12 protein-coding genes, 1 pseudogene and 1 riboswitch are annotated in these 16851 nt (G+C 40.9%); of the genes and pseudogenes, 9 read left to right on the top strand and 4 right to left on the bottom strand.

From position 1 onward, the window contains the following. The first annotated feature begins 59 nt into the window (after window positions 1-59). The 3 genes from J2S17_RS22500 to J2S17_RS22490 all read left to right on the top strand — a co-directional run bounded on the left by J2S17_RS22500 (window position 60) and on the right by J2S17_RS22490 (window position 3464). Complete coding sequence (locus tag J2S17_RS22500; protein WP_307478223.1) at window positions 60-1352, top strand: phytoene desaturase family protein; 1293 nt, start codon at window positions 60-62, stop codon at window positions 1350-1352. Window positions 1353-1356: 4 nt separating this feature from the next. Continuing rightward, window positions 1357-2232, top strand: coding sequence for an RNA polymerase sigma-70 factor (locus J2S17_RS22495; protein ID WP_307478221.1), 876 nt, complete (start codon window positions 1357-1359; stop codon window positions 2230-2232). Between the two features lie 362 nt (window positions 2233-2594). After that, on the top strand, window positions 2595-3464 hold the full coding sequence (locus tag J2S17_RS22490; protein ID WP_307478219.1) for a cation diffusion facilitator family transporter: 870 nt from the start codon (window positions 2595-2597) through the stop codon (window positions 3462-3464). 22 nt (window positions 3465-3486) lie between these two features. On the opposite strand, the pseudogene J2S17_RS22485 reads toward J2S17_RS22490, so the two are convergent. After that, a pseudogene (locus tag J2S17_RS22485) lies at window positions 3487-4062 on the bottom strand (DJ-1/PfpI family protein). Between the two features lie 262 nt (window positions 4063-4324). After that, window positions 4325-4474, top strand: a riboswitch (cyclic di-AMP (ydaO/yuaA leader). Between the two features lie 126 nt (window positions 4475-4600). On the opposite strand from J2S17_RS22485, the gene J2S17_RS22480 reads away from it, so the two are divergent. From J2S17_RS22480 to J2S17_RS22470, 3 genes are all read left to right on the top strand, one after another. Further along, window positions 4601-5857, top strand: coding sequence for a cation:dicarboxylate symporter family transporter (locus J2S17_RS22480; RefSeq protein WP_307478217.1), 1257 nt, complete (start codon window positions 4601-4603; stop codon window positions 5855-5857). 153 nt (window positions 5858-6010) lie between these two features. Next, window positions 6011-7741: an ABC transporter ATP-binding protein gene (locus tag J2S17_RS22475; RefSeq protein WP_307478216.1), complete on the top strand. Its 1731-nt coding sequence runs from the start codon at window positions 6011-6013 to the stop codon at window positions 7739-7741. Further along, window positions 7738-9561 (top strand): ABC transporter ATP-binding protein, encoded by a 1824-nt coding sequence (locus J2S17_RS22470; protein WP_307478214.1) that lies wholly within the window; start codon window positions 7738-7740, stop codon window positions 9559-9561. Before J2S17_RS22475 ends, J2S17_RS22470 begins: the two co-directional genes overlap by 4 nt. Window positions 9562-9806: 245 nt before the next feature. Here the strand turns inward: J2S17_RS22470 and J2S17_RS22465 are convergent, their stop codons facing one another. Continuing rightward, entirely contained in the window at window positions 9807-10625 is an 819-nt protein-coding gene (locus tag J2S17_RS22465; protein ID WP_307478213.1) for a cytochrome c oxidase assembly protein, read from the bottom strand. Beyond that, window positions 10612-11124, bottom strand: coding sequence for a DUF2243 domain-containing protein (locus tag J2S17_RS22460; RefSeq protein WP_307478212.1), 513 nt, complete (start codon window positions 11122-11124; stop codon window positions 10612-10614). Before J2S17_RS22460 ends, J2S17_RS22465 begins: the two co-directional genes overlap by 14 nt. Window positions 11125-11277: 153 nt before the next feature. Here J2S17_RS22460 and J2S17_RS22455 point away from each other — a divergent pair, with 153 nt between their 5' ends. Genes J2S17_RS22455 through J2S17_RS22445 form a run of 3 tightly spaced genes read left to right on the top strand, consistent with a single transcriptional unit; the run spans window position 11278 to window position 14901 of the window. Further along, the gene (locus tag J2S17_RS22455; protein WP_370875103.1) at window positions 11278-11730 is read left to right on the top strand and encodes a MerR family transcriptional regulator; all 453 of its coding nucleotides are present in this window, start codon (window positions 11278-11280) and stop codon (window positions 11728-11730) included. After that, window positions 11723-13228: a class I adenylate-forming enzyme family protein gene (locus J2S17_RS22450; RefSeq protein WP_307478211.1), complete on the top strand. Its 1506-nt coding sequence runs from the start codon at window positions 11723-11725 to the stop codon at window positions 13226-13228. Before J2S17_RS22455 ends, J2S17_RS22450 begins: the two co-directional genes overlap by 8 nt. Further along, window positions 13225-14901, top strand: coding sequence for an acyl-CoA dehydrogenase family protein (locus J2S17_RS22445; protein WP_307478210.1), 1677 nt, complete (start codon window positions 13225-13227; stop codon window positions 14899-14901). The genes J2S17_RS22450 and J2S17_RS22445 overlap by 4 nt, the downstream gene beginning before the upstream one ends. A gap of 211 nt (window positions 14902-15112) precedes the next feature. Here J2S17_RS22445 and J2S17_RS22440 read toward each other — a convergent pair whose 3' ends face one another. Further along, window positions 15113-16567, bottom strand: coding sequence for a sigma-54 interaction domain-containing protein (locus tag J2S17_RS22440; protein ID WP_307478209.1), 1455 nt, complete (start codon window positions 16565-16567; stop codon window positions 15113-15115). Window positions 16568-16851 lie beyond the last annotated feature (284 nt).

The following is a 16851-nucleotide window of genomic DNA, read 5'->3' as shown; positions in this document are numbered from 1 at the left end:
CACAAAAACCCCTTCTGATTCGTTTTGATTACATAAAACGATTCAGGAGGGATTTTTTTATGGATAAGATTGATGTGGTTATTGTTGGGGGAGGATTAGCTGGTCTTGTAGCAGCGAATTATTTAGTAAGCGGCGGGAAAAAAGTCGTCTTACTTGAGAAATCTAATCGCCAAGGTGGCAGAGCGATAACCAATAATAAAAATGGAGTATTGATGAATTTAGGTGCGCATGCGATATATCTAGGTGGTGAGGCAGCAGCGACTTTTAAGGATTTTGGCTTAGCCATTCCCGGTCAGCATGCGGTTACATCGATCCAAGGAATATGGAAGAATGATACCGTTGCGATTCCAACCAGCCTGTCTACTATCATGTCATCTTCATTATTAACATGGAAAGGCAGAGTTGATTATGCCAAGCTCATGTTAAGACTGATGAAGCTTCGTATTGAGTCAATCCGGGCAATCAACTTATCTGACTGGGCTGAAGGAGAAATCAAAGATCCAATGGTCAGACATATCTTTTATGCATTATGCCGATTAACCACCTATATTCATGCCCCCGAACTGCAGCTAGCAAGGCCAGTTTTAAAACAAATAAAGAGGTCATTGAAGAGTGGTGTCATCTATGTTGATGGTGGCTGGGATACTCTGATTCAAATGCTAAGAAAGCGTGCCGTTGATGCTGGATTAAAAATCGTTCTGGATAAAAAGGTAATTGAAATTGAGCCTTTGATTGACCATCAGATAATTAAATGTTCAGATGGAGCGGCTTTTTATGCGGCTGACTGTCTGATGGCTGTACCTCCAACAGCGGCTTATAAAATGTTGAAGGGAGCGGAGCGATCGTCACTAAGGATATGGAAAGAACAAGCCATTCCTGTAACCGCCGCTTGTCTGGACTTAGGGATAAAATCACTGCCGCAGCCTGACAATCAATTTGCTATCGGGCTGGACCAGGCAGTATTTTTCACGAATCAATCAAGGGCAGCAAAATTGAGTCAAAATGGTACATCGGTGGTAAGTGTTACAAAGTATCATAAGGTAAATCAAAAAGAGAAATTTGCAACAGGTGACGATGAGTTGAAAGCGGTGATGAATATCCTTCATCCAGGCTGGGAAGAAGTGGTAGAGGAAAAGCAATATCTATCTAATATCACAGTCACATTTGACTTCCCGCATGTGAAGAGAAAACAGCTGCCTGGTCCTTCTATTCCAGAAATGAATGGAATATATATTGCAGGAGATTGGGCAGGGCATGATGAAATGCTAGCAGACGCAGCCGCAGCCAGTGGAAAACGTGCAGCCATTGATATTCTTAATTCCAACCAAGCAGAACAAAGGAAAGAAGGGTGAAAAATTGGATACAGGACAGCTCTTTGAATCTTATCGACCGCTTCTCTTTTCAATAGCTTATCGTATGACAGGAAGTGTAATGGATGCGGAAGACCTCGTTCAAGACGCATTCTTGACTTTTGAGCAAAAGCGCCTTGAAGAATCAATTAATAATGAAAAGGCCTATTTATGTAAAATAGTTACAAATAAATCGATAGATAAACTTCGTTCAGCGGCTCATCAGCGTGAGGTTTATATAGGAGAATGGCTTCCTGAACCATTAGTCAATATAAAAGAGGAACCATCAAATATATATATGGAAAAGGAATCGATATCAGTCGCTTATTTGCTGCTACTGCAGCAGCTGTCGGAGTCTGAGAGGGCCATTTTTCTGCTTCGTGAGGTGTTTCAATATAGTTATGATGAAATGAGCAGAATGTTAGATAAAACGCCAGCAAACTGCCGGCAAATCTTCCATCGTTCCAAGAAAAGCATAGTTGGAAACAACTTTGCTCCATCCACACTTAATTTTTTTGACATGAAAAGAAATGTAGAAATGTTTACATTAGCCTTGCAACAGGGGAATATTGCACAAATGATGGAATTAATGAAAAGCGACGCAATCTATATTGCAGACGGTGGTGGAAAAGTTTTATCTGCCCTCAAACCTATTTATTCTGCTCAAAGAATTGTGTCATTATTTACAAGCATTATTAAGCAGATGTCTCCTGACCAGAAGCTTGAATTCCATATAGTAAACGGAAATCCTGGAATAGTGATTACAAATAATGAATCAGTAGAATATGTACTATCATTTGAATTTGAAGATGCGAAAATTGCTCGTGTATACATGGTATCTAATCCAGATAAACTGATGCATTTGAACTTAAATGATAAGTAGAGTTCAGACGGGATATTGAAAATATAAAAAGTGATAAATAAAAAAGTCTAATCAAGTAGGTCTTCGTTTGCTCTCTATCTTTCCGCTTTCGCTCAACTTTATGTTAGAAGAAGAGACTCTTCTCTTTTTTTCAATAATATGAAGAGATTTTGGATACATTATGTGGGAGGCATGAGAACGTGTAAATGATTTTTGACAAGGTAAACACCAACTTATCTGCTTACCGAAAAACAAATGAATGTTTGCCCCCTTCAACTTTTTTTTATAGTGGCTATTTAGATTCGGTTTGGCAAAAAGGTTGCTGTAGACCCACTCAAAGTTCAATTGCTATGATAATTAGGTAGTAATTGGAGGTAGGGGCTATGGATGAAAAAAAATACAAAAATTTGAAATTGGGTGAGCGGGGAGCAAAGTTGAGCATCCTCGTCTATGTCCTATTATCTTGTTTTAAACTAATCGCTGCTTACTTTACAGGTTCAGCGGCATTAAAGGCGGACGGGCTGAATAATGTAACGGATATTATTGCGTCGATTGCAGTGCTTGTAGGGCTGAGAATATCGCAACGTCCACCGGATAGTGATCATAAATATGGTCATTGGAAAAGCGAAGCCATTGCTTCACTCATCGCAGCGATTATTATGTTTGCGGTCGGTGCAGAAGTTTTAATGGGGGCATTCTCCTCATTATTTGGTGAAAGCAATGAAGCGCCGAATATTTTTGCCGGTTATGTAGCGCTTATTTCTGCTGTCATAATGTATGGGGTATATCGTTATAATAAAAATTTGGCGAAGAAAATCAATAGCAACTCTCTTATGGCAGTTGCTGCAGATAATCGTTCTGATGCCTTAGTAAGTATCGGTGCTGCGATCGGGATATTTGGCTCGCAGTTAAATTTACCATGGCTAGACCCTGTAACTGCCATCATTGTTGGTTTACTTATTGTAAGAACAGCATGGGAAATCTTTAGTGATGCTACACATCAGCTGACAGATGGATTTGATCAAGAAAAAATTGAGGAATATGAAGAAACCGTTGAGCAAATAGATGGAGTGAAAAGTATAAAAGAAATTAAGGGAAGACTATATGGAAATAATATAGTTGTTGATATTGTCATTTGTGTAGAAGGTACATTGGATATCAATAAAGCGCATGATCTTGCTACCCTTGTAGAAGAAAAGCTGATCAATCAACATGATGTCTATGATGTTCATGTCCATGTGGAGCCAGCTTAAAAAGATTGACGTGTGAAGTGATTCACACGTCAATTTCATATTCCATGCGTCGAGCGGTCTTCTGTGCTGTCTCCTTCCCAAGTAAACGTGCGATTAAATGGAATGACATATTGATGCCGGCTGAAATACCCCCGGAAGTTAAAAATCTACCCTCATCAACAAATTTAACATCCCGAACGACAGATATCTTGGTCGAGGAATATCCATCCAATGGGTCGTCGCTTTTTTAACATTTAGAAGATCTGCTTCTGCAAGTAAGAGGGCTCCAGTACAAACAGATGTCATAAAAGAAGCATTTTTATTTTGTTTTCTAATCCATTTGATCGTTTGTTTATTATGTATTTCAATCTCTTCTGCGCCATTACCCCCTGGGATGATGACAATATCAAGTGACGGATGGTTAGCAAAACTATAGTCAGGCTGTACTTTTAATCCATTTCTAGCGGAAACCATTTTTCCGTTCTTAGAGATTGTTTTTACATGAATGGCCTTATCCTTGTTTTTGGATATTGTAAGTGAAAAAACCTCAAATTGGTCCTGCAAAGTCGAGTACTTCTATATCATTAAAAAGGAAAATTCCTACCGTTAATTGCTTCATTTCCAATCACCTCTATTGTTTAAAAGAGCAGACCTCCAATGGATTCCCTTCTAAATCCTCGAATTTAAACCATAAAAAATTTCCGCATTTTATCTCTCTTTTTAGAATCACAATCTGATTGCGTTTTTAAGTCAATATAGTTTCACTTTTGAGAAATATCCAGTAATCCATACTTTTCTTCCAATATTGGATTTCCTCTTTAAGTTACTCCCACTTTGTAACCATTTACAAGTTAATTATTTTAATATATTATTCTTGAGTAATTGTTTTTCCGCTTAATCTTAAGTTAGAACGGGGGACCCAAATCTTGAGGCCATTGCCTCTGGGGTGAATTTATTGAAAAATGAAAGGGCCTTATTTTCCTGAGGTCCTAACCCGACAGCTAACCTCGTCAGCGTCTTAGAGGGAATAATATGTACATTATTCCGCTGTCAAAGACACCATTTGTGTCTTTTTTTATGCGGAAAACCACCTGGTAATATTTCCCTTTCCGAGACTTTCTTTTTCAGCATGACATTATAGAAGGTGAGGAATTGAAATGAAAAGACTTAGTTTAGCCAGCCAAATTTTTATTGGCCTTATTCTTGGTATTATCGTGGGAGCGATCTTCTTTGGAAGTCCTACCGCAGCTGCTTATTTACAGCCAATCGGTGATGTTTTCTTACGCTTAATCAAAATGATTGTCGTTCCAATCGTTGTTGCAAGTATTATCGTTGCGGTTGCGGGCGTAGGAGATATTAAACAGCTCGGAAAAATTGGCGGTAAAACACTGCTCTATTTTGAAATAGTAACTACAATTGCAATAATAGTAGGAATTGTTGCAGCGAACCTTATTCAGCCAGGTAATGGTGTGAATATGAGTGAGTTAGATAAAACGGATATCGGCAGTTATGTAGAAACGGCTGAAACTACAGAAAGCAAGTCACTTGTTGATACACTAGTCGGGATCGTTCCAACGAACCCAATTGCTGCAGTAGCAGAAGGGGACATGCTTGCTATCATTTTCTTTTCTTTAGTTTTTGGATTAGGTATTTCAGCGATTGGAGAAAAAGGGAAGCCAGTTCTTGCTTTTTTCCAAGGGACTGCAGATGCCATGTTTTATGTTACTAACCAAATTATGAAGTTTGCTCCTTTCGGCGTATTTGCTTTAATTGGAGTGACAGTTTCTAAATTTGGACTATCTTCATTAATACCGCTTGGAAAATTGGTGCTGGCTGTGTATGGCACAATGATTTTCTTTGTTATCGTAGTCCTTGGTTTGATTGCAAAGCTGGCAGGCTACAGCATTTTTAAATTAATTAAGGTTTTAAAAGATGAACTGCTACTCGCTTTTTCAACTGCCAGTTCAGAAACCGTATTGCCAAGAATCATGACTAAAGTTGAAAAGTTAGGTTGCCCGAAGCATATTTCATCATTCGTTATTCCTACGGGTTACTCGTTTAACTTAGATGGTTCCACTTTGTACCAAGCACTTGCCGCTATATTTATTGCGCAAATGTATGGCATTGATATGTCTATTGGAGAACAAATTTCGCTCATGCTAGTATTGATGGTCACTTCAAAAGGAATTGCCGGTGTGCCAGGCGTATCGTTTGTCGTGCTGTTAGCAACTTTAGGTACAGTTGGATTGCCTATAGAAGGATTGGCGTTTATCGCTGGTATTGACCGTATCCTTGATATGGGCCGTACAGCAGTAAATGTGGTGGGTAATTCTCTTGCAGCCATTGTCATTTCTAAATGGGAAGGCCAGTTTAATCCAGTCAATGATATCGAAAGTATAAGTAAAGCATCGTAAAGCAAAAGCTGCCCTATGGGAATTCTTCCTAAAGGGCAGTTTTTTGTTATATACCACTATCTTTTTCGAAAAAAATACTGTCAACCCTTAAATAAAGGTTTAAAATAGATGAATCTGAAAAATTGATTTTTGAATGGAAAGCGGGATCAAAGGATGCAGTCTTTTAAAATGTTATTGGCTTATATTAAGCCTTATTGGTTCTTGGCTTTGATCGGTCCACTCTTGATGTTTGTTGAGGTAGCGATGGATTTGCTTCAGCCTACAATCATGCAGCATATGATCGATGGTGGTATTGCTAATGGAGATACTGGTTTGACAGTGAGAATGGGTCTGTTAATGATTGGGACAGCTATCATCGGTTTGATCGGCGGGATAGGCTGTTCAATCTATAGTACGAGAGCAGCTGTCCATTTTTCAACAGATTTGCGGAAGGATGTATTTCGGAAGATTGAGAAGTTTTCCAGTGAAAATGTGGATCGATTTGGAACTGGGAAATTAATAACGATAGTAACAAATGATATTACATCATTGCAAAGAGCAGTGATGCTGACTTTGAAGATTTTTGTTAGGGGCCCATTACTCTTTATTGGAAGTATAGTAATCGTCTTTTTTACTGCAAGGGAGCTCTTTCCTATTCTAGCTGTTGCTGTACCGATTCTTATTGTGATTATTATCTTTTTTACGAGAAAATCGGGTGTGCTTTTTAAAGCGGTTCAGGAAGCAATTGATCGAGTGAACACAAGGCTTCAGGAAAACCTTGCCGGGATGAGAGTGGTTAAGGCCTTTGGAAGGCAAGGATTCGAAAAAGGGAAGTTTGCTGGTGCCAATGACAATTTGACAAAGGTAAATATTTCAGCAGAACAGCTTCTGGCTTTAATGATGCCAATCCTGTTATTCGTTGTCAATGTCGGGATCGTCGCAGCGCTTTGGCTGGGGGCGATAAAGGTTGATAATGGCGCAATCCAAGTAGGAGTCATTCTTGCCTTCATCAATTATTTAACAATCATCATGAATGGGTTAATGTCCAGCAGTCATGTGCTGATGATGATCACTCGCGCTTTTCCTTCTGCTGATCGCGTGCAGGAAGTGCTGACTGCGAAAATTGATATTGAAGATGTACCTGAAGAAGGAGAAGGAAAGCGAATATCAGGTGATTTGGATTTCCAGAATGTTTATTACAGCTATAGCAAAAATGGAGAATATGTACTGAAGGGTCTTTCTTTCAAAGTGAAAAAAGGAGAGACATTAGGGGTAATTGGATCAACTGGAAGTGGGAAATCAACACTCTCCAAATTAGTGCCAAGGCTTTTTGATGTCGATTCAGGAAGAATCTTAATTGACGGCCGGGATATTAAAGACTATCGACTGGCAGATCTTCGTGCGGGGATTGGTGTAGTTACACAGCGGGCGACATTATTTTCCGGGACGATTAAATCCAATGTACTTGACGGAAAGCCGGATGCAATTGCAGGAGAGATTGAAGCGGCAACTGATGCCGCTTGTGCAAGTGAGTTTATACATAGATTCGATGATGGTGCAGATCATTCGATTTCTCAAGGAGGACATAATCTCTCCGGTGGTCAGAGGCAAAGGATATCAATGGCAAGGGCTTTTGTACGAAAGCCGTCAATACTCATTCTGGATGATTCGACTTCTGCTGTTGATGCGCTCTCAGAGTCGGCAATCCAATCAACCTTGCGGGAGCGATATTCAGATTCAACAAAGCTAATTATTTCTTCAAAAATATCTTCTATTAAAGAAGCCAATCAAATCATCGTTCTAGAAGATGGTGAGATTGTAGGCAGAGGAACACATGAAGAACTGCTGAAAACGAGTTTCGTTTATCAAGAGATATATGTCACTCAAGGGGGGACGGTCGGATGAGTGCTCAGAAGCACAGTAGCGAACAGCCGCAGAAATCATTGAATTTTGGCCGTGGCCCAAACCGTTTTGGCGGTCCAATTGTGAAGCCCAAAGATCGAAAGGGAACGATTAAAAGAATTTGGGCATATATGAAAAAGCAAAAGACAGCCATGGTGCTTGCGATTGTTTTGGTGTTCATTTCAACTGTCCTTAGTTTAATAGGGCCCTATTTAATCGGTGTAATAATGGATGAATACATTATTCCTAAAGATATTAACGGTACGATTAGGATGGGAGGGCTGCTCGCTGCAGTTTATGCGGGAGCAGCATTGATAGCCTGGCTGCAATCTTATGTGATGGTTCGGGTGTCATTAAAGACAATTCAAAAGATGCGCCAAGACTTATTTGATCATTTTCAAAGACTATCATTGCGGTTTTTCGATAGGCGGACTCAAGGGGAGTTAATGAGCCGTGTGACGAATGACATTGAAAATTTGAATGCGGCATTAAGTCAAAGTGTCATTCAGATTTTTTCATCAGTATTGACGATCGTCGGTGTCATCTTCGCGATGCTGATGTTGAACTGGGTGCTGGCAATCGTTACATTGATTGTCATCCCAATGATGTTCTATGCAACGAATAAGATTATTACTTATAGCAGCAGTAATTTTATCAAAAGACAGCGGGATTTAGGAGAAATGAACGGAACGGTTGAGGAAGCAATCTCAGGTCTGGAGGTTATTACCTTATATGGTAAAGAAGATGCGGTGTTTGAGAAGTTTTCTGTAGAGAATGAAAGATTAAGAAAATCAGCAATGATGGCTGAAATTTCGTCAGGGTTTCTGGGGCCAGTAAATAACTTTATCAATAATTTAGGACTGGCGCTAGTGATCTTTGCCGGGGCGATATTAGCAATTAACGAGATGGCAACGATAGGCATCATTGCTGCATTCGTAACCTATGCTCGCCAGTTTTACCGTCCAATCAACCAAATGTCCAACTTGATCAATACGTTTCAGTCAGCCATTGCTGGAGCGGAGCGGGTATTTGAAATTATGGATGAAAAGCCTGATTTGGAAAGTCGGGAAGGTGCATTGGAAGTGGATTCATTTAAAGGAGATGTGCAATTAGTTCATGTTTCTTTCGGATATGAAGAAGAGAAACCTGTTTTGCAGAATATAAATTTTTCAGTGCGAGCAGGAGAAACCGTTGCTTTAGTCGGTCCTACAGGGTCTGGAAAAACAACGATTATCAATTTGCTTTCTCGGTTTTATGATGTAAATGTCGGGGAGATTAAGATTGATGGACGGAATATACAAGACTACCATATTCGGTCGCTTCGTTCGAAGATTGGGATTGTGCTGCAAGAAACCTATTTATTTTCGGGTACGATTATGGATAACATCCGATATGGCCGCTTGGATGCGAGTGATGAAGAGGTTGTTAATGCAGCTAAGCTTGCCTCTGCAGATGGATTTATTAAACATTTGCCTGCTAAATATGAGACAAGACTCGAGCCTGGTGGAGGCAACTTGAGTCAAGGTCAAAAACAGCTCATCGCCATCGCCCGTGCGATGCTCGCAGATTCAGATATACTAATTCTTGACGAAGCCACATCCAGTATCGATACAAGAACAGAGATAGAAATTCAAAAGGGACTGGCCACATTGACTGAAGGAAAAACAACCTTCATCATCGCCCACCGTCTCAAAACAATCGAACAAGCAGACACCATCATCGTCATCAAAGACGGCCGCATGATCGAAAAAGGCACCCACCAACAACTCCTTCACCAGCAAGGAGTCTACCAAAACATGCACGCCCAGCAATTTTCGATGTAGCGGGTGGGGGGAGGGAAATATAGGTGCCTGTCACCTCCATATTTCTACAAATATCGACAAATTGAAGTAATTACTTCTGGAATGATCGGAAAAGACAAGCAACGATATCGCTGCTTGTCTTTTTATTGAGATGAGTTTCATAGAGAGTTTTTTACTAGTTGTATGTGTGAGTATGTTTGCATCCGCATAGTTAGAGGATTCATTCTACAATGGAATGTCTTTTTCATTAATTGATTTTACACTTTTTATTGCTGGTCCATACTTGCTTCTATTCGAGGCCGGGTTGCTTTGAACCATTGCAGGCAAAGGATGAAAATGATAATGATATCGATAGCATCTCCGCCATAATACATGAGCATCCCTCCGAGTTCTGCTTGTTCCAAGGGCACACCATAAGGTGGATGAGCGTAAATGTACTTAGATAGAATGCTATGTCCGGCTAATGCCAGAATCAAAACGGCAGCACGGTATAAAAAAGATCTGCGATGAGGTATCGGATCAATATAAACGATTGAAACCGTGAATAAATAGCCGGCAAGAAATACATGTGCATGAACGATTAGATGAACAACGATACTTTCATGCATAAGTGAGTATAAGTCAGTAGTGTAAAGGAGCCAAAGTCCTCCAATATTAAGGAAGGATGCGATGATGGGATTAGTAAGCATTCGTGCTGGCCAGCTCCTTAAAAACTTTGTCAACCGTCTAGCCCGTGGGACGCTAAGTGTGCGCAGTATAAGTGTCATCGGTGCTGCCAGTACCATAAATAAGGGGGCAAGCATACCCAAGAGCAAATGGGCGAGCATGTGAGCCGAGAAATCCAAATGTGCGCGAGCGGCTAAAGGACCAGCAATAGAAAATACAGCGAAGTAAACTCCTAAGACCCAGAAAACAGTCCGATGTAGTGGCCATGATTTGTAGCGTCTGTTGGAAAAGGTGGTGGCAAGTATATACAATATTAAGGCCAATATAAAGGGTAAGGCTAAAATCACCTGAGGAATGATCCAAGCAACAGAATCTACATAAGTCACGTCATTATGCTGAATATGATTATGAATGTTCATGTGAAGCCGTCTTTCCCGATTGTTTTCTGTTTTGAGTACGAACAGCGAGGATGCCTGCTGTAATCATCAAGATCGCTAGAGCATTCCATATCAGGTCGTAGATAAAAATATTTTCCACATAACGAATCTGATGTATTTGCATTAGTTTGTGCTGAATTATACCATCATATAATTGGAATCCTCCTGCTCCAAGCAACATGCCCCCCACCCATCTTGTACTCCATAAAGCGTTGCGCCGCCGAAGATCAGCAAACATAAACAACGCGGCAATAGTTGCAAACCAACTAAAAGCATGAAACAGACCATCTGAAATGAGTCCAATATCCGTCGTAGATTTGTCGTAAAAATGGTGCCACCGCAATAGTTGATGAAAAATCGTTTCATCAATAAAGGCTGCCAGGCCAATTCCAAATAGAGCCCCAGACCATGAATTTCGACCTGAATAAGCATAGCGATTTTTATTATTTGGATTATCTTGGTTTCCATTTTCAATAGCCATTTATTTCTCCTTTATTAATATTTTCTACTATTTTTACATGTAGAGTTCCCTTTAGACTGCTAAATTAACCGTACAAATATAGCTTGCCGTATGGAAAAGTACCTATTTCGATCTTTCCTCTAAAAAATATACCCTTACTTAATCAATTAATTATTGAAGTTAACGTTAACGTCAATTGTATACTTAGAATATATACAGGGGGGTGAAGGACAGCTGAAGACGATTAGCCAAATCGCTGCAGATTTTGATGTGACGACAAGAACGATCCGTTATTATGAAGAGCTTGGGTTGATTTCATCAGAGCGGACGGAAGGGAATCAGCGGATTTATTCCAAGAAGGAATATGTGAAACTGAAGCTCGTTTTTCGCGGGAAACGCTATGGATTTTCCCTGGAGGAAATCAAGGAAATGGTTTTATTATTTGATAGAGACCGTACAGGCGTTGCACAGCTAGAGCGGACAATAAGTTACGGGGATCAGCGTCTGAAGCAAATCGATATGAAAATATCAGAGCTGGTGGAAATGAAAGAAGAGCTCATTTCATTAAGGGGAAGTTTCGCCAAAAAGTTAAAACAAATAAATGAAGAGAGGGATAGCGATGAATAGTTCTCAATTAATCACCCGTAACGCTCGAAAATATCCAAATACTGAAGCGATTATCAGTTCACAAGGTCATTACACCTATGCGCAATTGGAGCAAAAGATAAATCAATTTGCCCATGCGTTGAGAAATTCCGGAGTTGTTCAAGGTGACAGGGTCTGCCTATATATGCCGAATACACCTGAGTTTGTAATCAGTTATTTTGCCATCCAAAGGATTGGTGGAATTGTTGTTCCGGTCAATGCAAAATTCAAGCTGGATGAAGTCCAGTTCGTCATCAATCATGCTGAAGCAAAATGCTTAATCGTACATGAGATGAGCTTCCCTGCCGTTGAGGCCATTGAAAAAGTAGATGTGAAAATTAAGACAGGAGAGTCGATTGATGGCTGGAATGGTTTTGAGTTATTAATTGAAAGCTCCTCTGACGATGAAATCAATTGTCTAGCTGATGAAGATGACCTGAGCACAATCTTATATACATCTGGTACAACAGGAGATCCGAAGGGAGTTCTTTTCAGCTATCGCAATATCTTAACGGTTGCCCAAATGATTGCGGTGGAGATGGAGGTTAAACCTGAAAGCAGGATGCTGATCATGATGCCGCTTACACATTCTGCCCCACTTCATTTATTTTTGATGGCTGGAATGGTAGTGGGAGCATCTGTCGTGCTGACGCCGACATTTACACCAGACTTGCTTTTGAAAGCGGTTTCTTTTTATAAAACAACACATTTCTTTGGTGCACCAGTTGCCTATCTATTGACTGCTGCTCAACCAGCATTGAAGGACCATGATCTTTCATCAATGAAATGGTGGGTGTACGGCGGTGCACCACTTGCTAAAGAACAAATCGAATTCATATCACAGCAATTCTGTACTGATCGTCTTACTTGTGTTTATGGTCTGACAGAAGCAGGACCGAGCGGATCAATCCTGCTTCCAGAAGAGCATGGGGAAAAGACCGGAAGCATCGGCAAACGAGCTCCGCTTCATACCGAACTCCGAATTGTAGATGAATACGGTGAAAATGTTCCGGTGGGGGAAGTCGGTGAAATTGTGCTATTAGGTGAAGGAAATATGGTCGGCTATTATAAAGATGAAGAGCTGACAAAGGAAACCTATATAGGCAAGTGGTTGAAGACAGGGGATTTGGCAAGGCGCGATGAAGATGGCTATTTATGGGTCGTTGATCGGAAAAAGGACGTTATTATTTCTGGAGGGGTAAATATTTATCCAAAAGAGATAGAAGACTTGCTAGTAAAATACGAAGGAATACAGGAGGCTGCGGTGGTAGGAATGCCGCATGAAGAATGGGGAGAAACAGTTATAGCCTTTTTCGTTGCTTCAGAAAAAGTGGAACCGGAAGCTTTGAGTAGCTATTTGCGTTTGCACATCGCAAAATATAAAATTCCCCGAGTCTTTGAACAGGTAGATATGCTCCCGCGCAATGCGTCAGGAAAAATATTAAAAAGAGCCTTAAAAGAAAGGGTGAACCAGGCATGAAGGTACTAAAAGAGTCTGCGGAAAAAAGTGAATATTCCGCTAACTTTTTCACGGGTGATGAAACGCTTATGAGAATTCTAAAGGAAAAACTGCCGCATGATTTTTATGAATATGCTGTAGAACAATTAATGGATTACGGGAAAAAATGCGCGAACGAAATTGATAAGCGCGCCAAGTTTACCGACCGTGACGGGCAGCCAGTGCTAAAACGCTATGATAAATATGGAGAAGAAGTGTCAGAGGTTTGGGTGAACGAGGGATATGAAAAAACAGTAGAAGAATCATATAGAACCGGGATGGTTGGATATGTGCATAAAGAGATACCTGAGCTGAACGAAAAAGGAAACTATCTATACAGCTTCTCTTTAGGATATCTAGTTTCACAGACTGATCCGGGTTTTTATTGTCCTGTGACACTGACAATGGCAACCGCTTATCTTTTGGATCATTATGCAGATGATGAGGTGAAAAAGCGATTCCTGCCGCATGTTTGTGCAACAGGAGAAATGGAATTATATGAAGGAGCGACCTTCCTGACAGAAAGGCAGGGCGGATCGGATGTTGGAGCAAACGTAGTAAAGGCGGTGCAGGCTGGGGACCATTACCGCTTGTATGGTGAAAAGTATTTTGCGTCAAATGCTGGCAGATGCGGTGTCGCAATGGTGTTGGCAAGACGTGAAGGTGCGCCGGAAGGAACGAAGGGACTCACATTGTTTGCCGTTCCGTGGAATGGGGAGGACGGTAAGCCGAACCAACTTCATGTCCGTCGCCTTAAAGATAAGCTAGGCGTGAGGTCCGTGCCATCAGGCGAAGTGGAGTTTGATGGCGCGATTGCCTATGTGGTAGGAGACGAAACAAGAGGTTTTTATTATATGATGGAAGCGTTGAACTTATCGAGGATTTGTAATGCCGTGGCATCCATCGGTATCATGAAGCGCGCATATCAGGAGGCCAGACAATATGCGGAAGCGCGCCATGCGTTTGGCCAAAGTCTGCTGCAGTTACCGATGATAAAACAAACTTTATCTAGGTTGCAGGCAAAGCTTGAAGTGGAGGTCGCTGCTGTATTTGACTTAATCACTCTTTATGACAAAGTAGCTGCAGGAGAAGCATCGGAAATGGAAGTCATTCTCCATCGTCTCTATATTGCGATTTTGAAAAAAGAAACTGCCGAAACCGCCATCCACTTTACCCATGAAGCCATTGAAATGCATGGAGGAAACGGCTATATAGAGGATTTCGTTACTCCTAGATTATTGAGAGATGCCCAGGTCTTGACTGTCTGGGAGGGTACAGCTAATGTATTGGGCCAAGAACTCATCCGCTTAGTGAACAAATTCTCAGCGCATGAGCTGTTCATCGAGGCAATGGCAGATAGATTAGAGGCATTGCAGCCATGCGAAACCAATGAAATTGTCAGTGGTGAGCTAAACCTATTAGCTGCACAGCTGCAGGAGTATGCAGCCTCAGAAGCGATAATACAGCAGCTGGAAGCCAAACCGCTCATGCAAAAACTGGCCTATCTGTACGAAAGCATCGTCGCATTAGAATGGGCAGAGAGATATGGCGGCAAATATGAAGCCATCGCACAAATCTACATCGAAACAACATGGAAAACCAACCAATTCGGAAAAAAACAAAAATCCGTAGAACTGGCTGAACGTGTCTTATAAACAGCGGTGCCTGTCACCGCCATCATTCGACAAACAAAAAATATATTCATAACAAAACCCCTTGCTGTATCTGAGATCAACAAGGGATTCTATATTTTATCTTATTGAAATTTTTGTCGAATCTTGGAGGTGACAGGCACCCAAATGGCACCCAAATGGCACCCAAATGGCACCCAAATGGCACCCAAACCGCGCTCAAACGCACCCAATTCTACAGTTTATGCTTTTTAATACGATATTGCAGGTTTTGTCTGCTCATGCCCAGGGTTTTGGCTGTTTTGGTGATGTTGAATTGGTTTTGGGTTAGGGAGTTTTTGATGTAGATGTATTCGGCGTCATCCAGATATTGTGCAAGTGATTTGAGCTCGCTCTTCATCCTGTTACCTGTTTCCCTTCTTCCACCGCTTCCTTGTTCTTCTATCAACATTGACCTTGCTTCCACTTCACCAAAGCTATCGTCGTGATCATCGCCAAGCAAGTGAAGCTTATGTCGAAAATGATTCGGCAAATGATGGAAAGTAATGATATCCTCATAGTCAATCAAGTTCATCGCGCCTTCAATCATATGTTCAAGCTCACGAACGTTCCCGGGCCACTCATGGTAGACAAGTTTTTGCTGGACTAGCTCGTCGACATTCTGCACATTCATCCCAAACCGTTCGTTATACTTATCAATGAAGAAGTGAATCAGTTCATGTATATCACTTTGCCTCTCCCGCAAAGGAGGAATGAACAATGAAACGACACTTAAACGATAATATAAATCCTTTCGAAGTCGTCCTCCAGCAATCGCATCAATCGGATCTTCATTGATTGTTGCAATAATACGGACATCAACAGAACGGTCTTGAGTATCGCCGACCCTTCGCACCGTTTTTTCCTGCAGCACGCGCAAAAGCTTTGCCTGCAAGGAGGGATTCAACGAGTTAATTTCATCGAGCAGCAATGTTCCGCCCTCTGCTTGTTCAAACAATCCTGGCCGTTCAATCGCCCCAGTAAATGCTCCTTTTTTGGTACCAAATAGTAAGCCCTCAATTAGACTATCTGGCATGGCCGCGCAATTCTGTGAAATAAAGGGACCGGAAGACCGCTGGCTCCCATTATGAATACTTTGGGCAAAAAGCTCTTTACCAGTGCCCGTTTCTCCGATAATCAGCACCGAGGAGCTTGTCCTGGTCGCCCGTTTGCTTGCATCAATTACATCTGCTATTTGTCGGCTGCTGCCAATAATACTATCAAAAGTATAACGGGTGTCCCCGCGCTTATTCATGTTTTCCCGTATCAATTTCTCCAACCTTGTTACGTCTCTGGCAATCTCCATTGCTCCAATTCTTACATCATTGTTCACAATAGGAATGGTGTGGTTAATAGTCGTGATTTCCTGTCCCTGATTATTATAGTAAGTTTGCTTAGCGTTAGCGATTTTCGTACCCTTTGCAAGCACCTCCAGCAAACGGCTATCTTCATTATGTTCGAAGGAAAAAACATCGCGAAGGCTTTTATTTAAAACTTCTTCTGCTTTCATATCTTCAATTTCAGCCATTTTGCGATTATAGATGACGGTTGTCCCAGCCTCATCGACTACATGTACACCGGCATCAATTTCATCCAAAATCCGATGGAAAAAGATATTCATCACTTCAATATCGCTACTAGTATCAGACATATAATAATCTCCTTATAAAATAATCTCCTTTCATTATAGTGAATGCAATAATTTTTTGCATCATCACTGCAAAAATATTTTTCTATTAGAAAAAATAATTTGCACACAAGATAAGCAAAATACACTCAATTCATATTTTTGAAAATTGGCATGATATTTGCAATAATATAAAATAGATGCAATAAAACGAAAAGGGAGGAATTAATAATGGTACAGCCATATAAACATGAACCTTTTACAGATTTTTCAATTGAAGAGAATCGGAACGGATATTTGCAAGGATT

It is taken from the genome of Cytobacillus purgationiresistens (assembly GCF_030813235.1).
GTDB lineage: Bacteria > Bacillota > Bacilli > Bacillales > Cytobacillaceae > Cytobacillus > Cytobacillus purgationiresistens.
The sequence above is the reverse complement of the archived record's forward strand: the minus strand, read 5'-3'. Positions and strand labels throughout refer to the sequence as shown.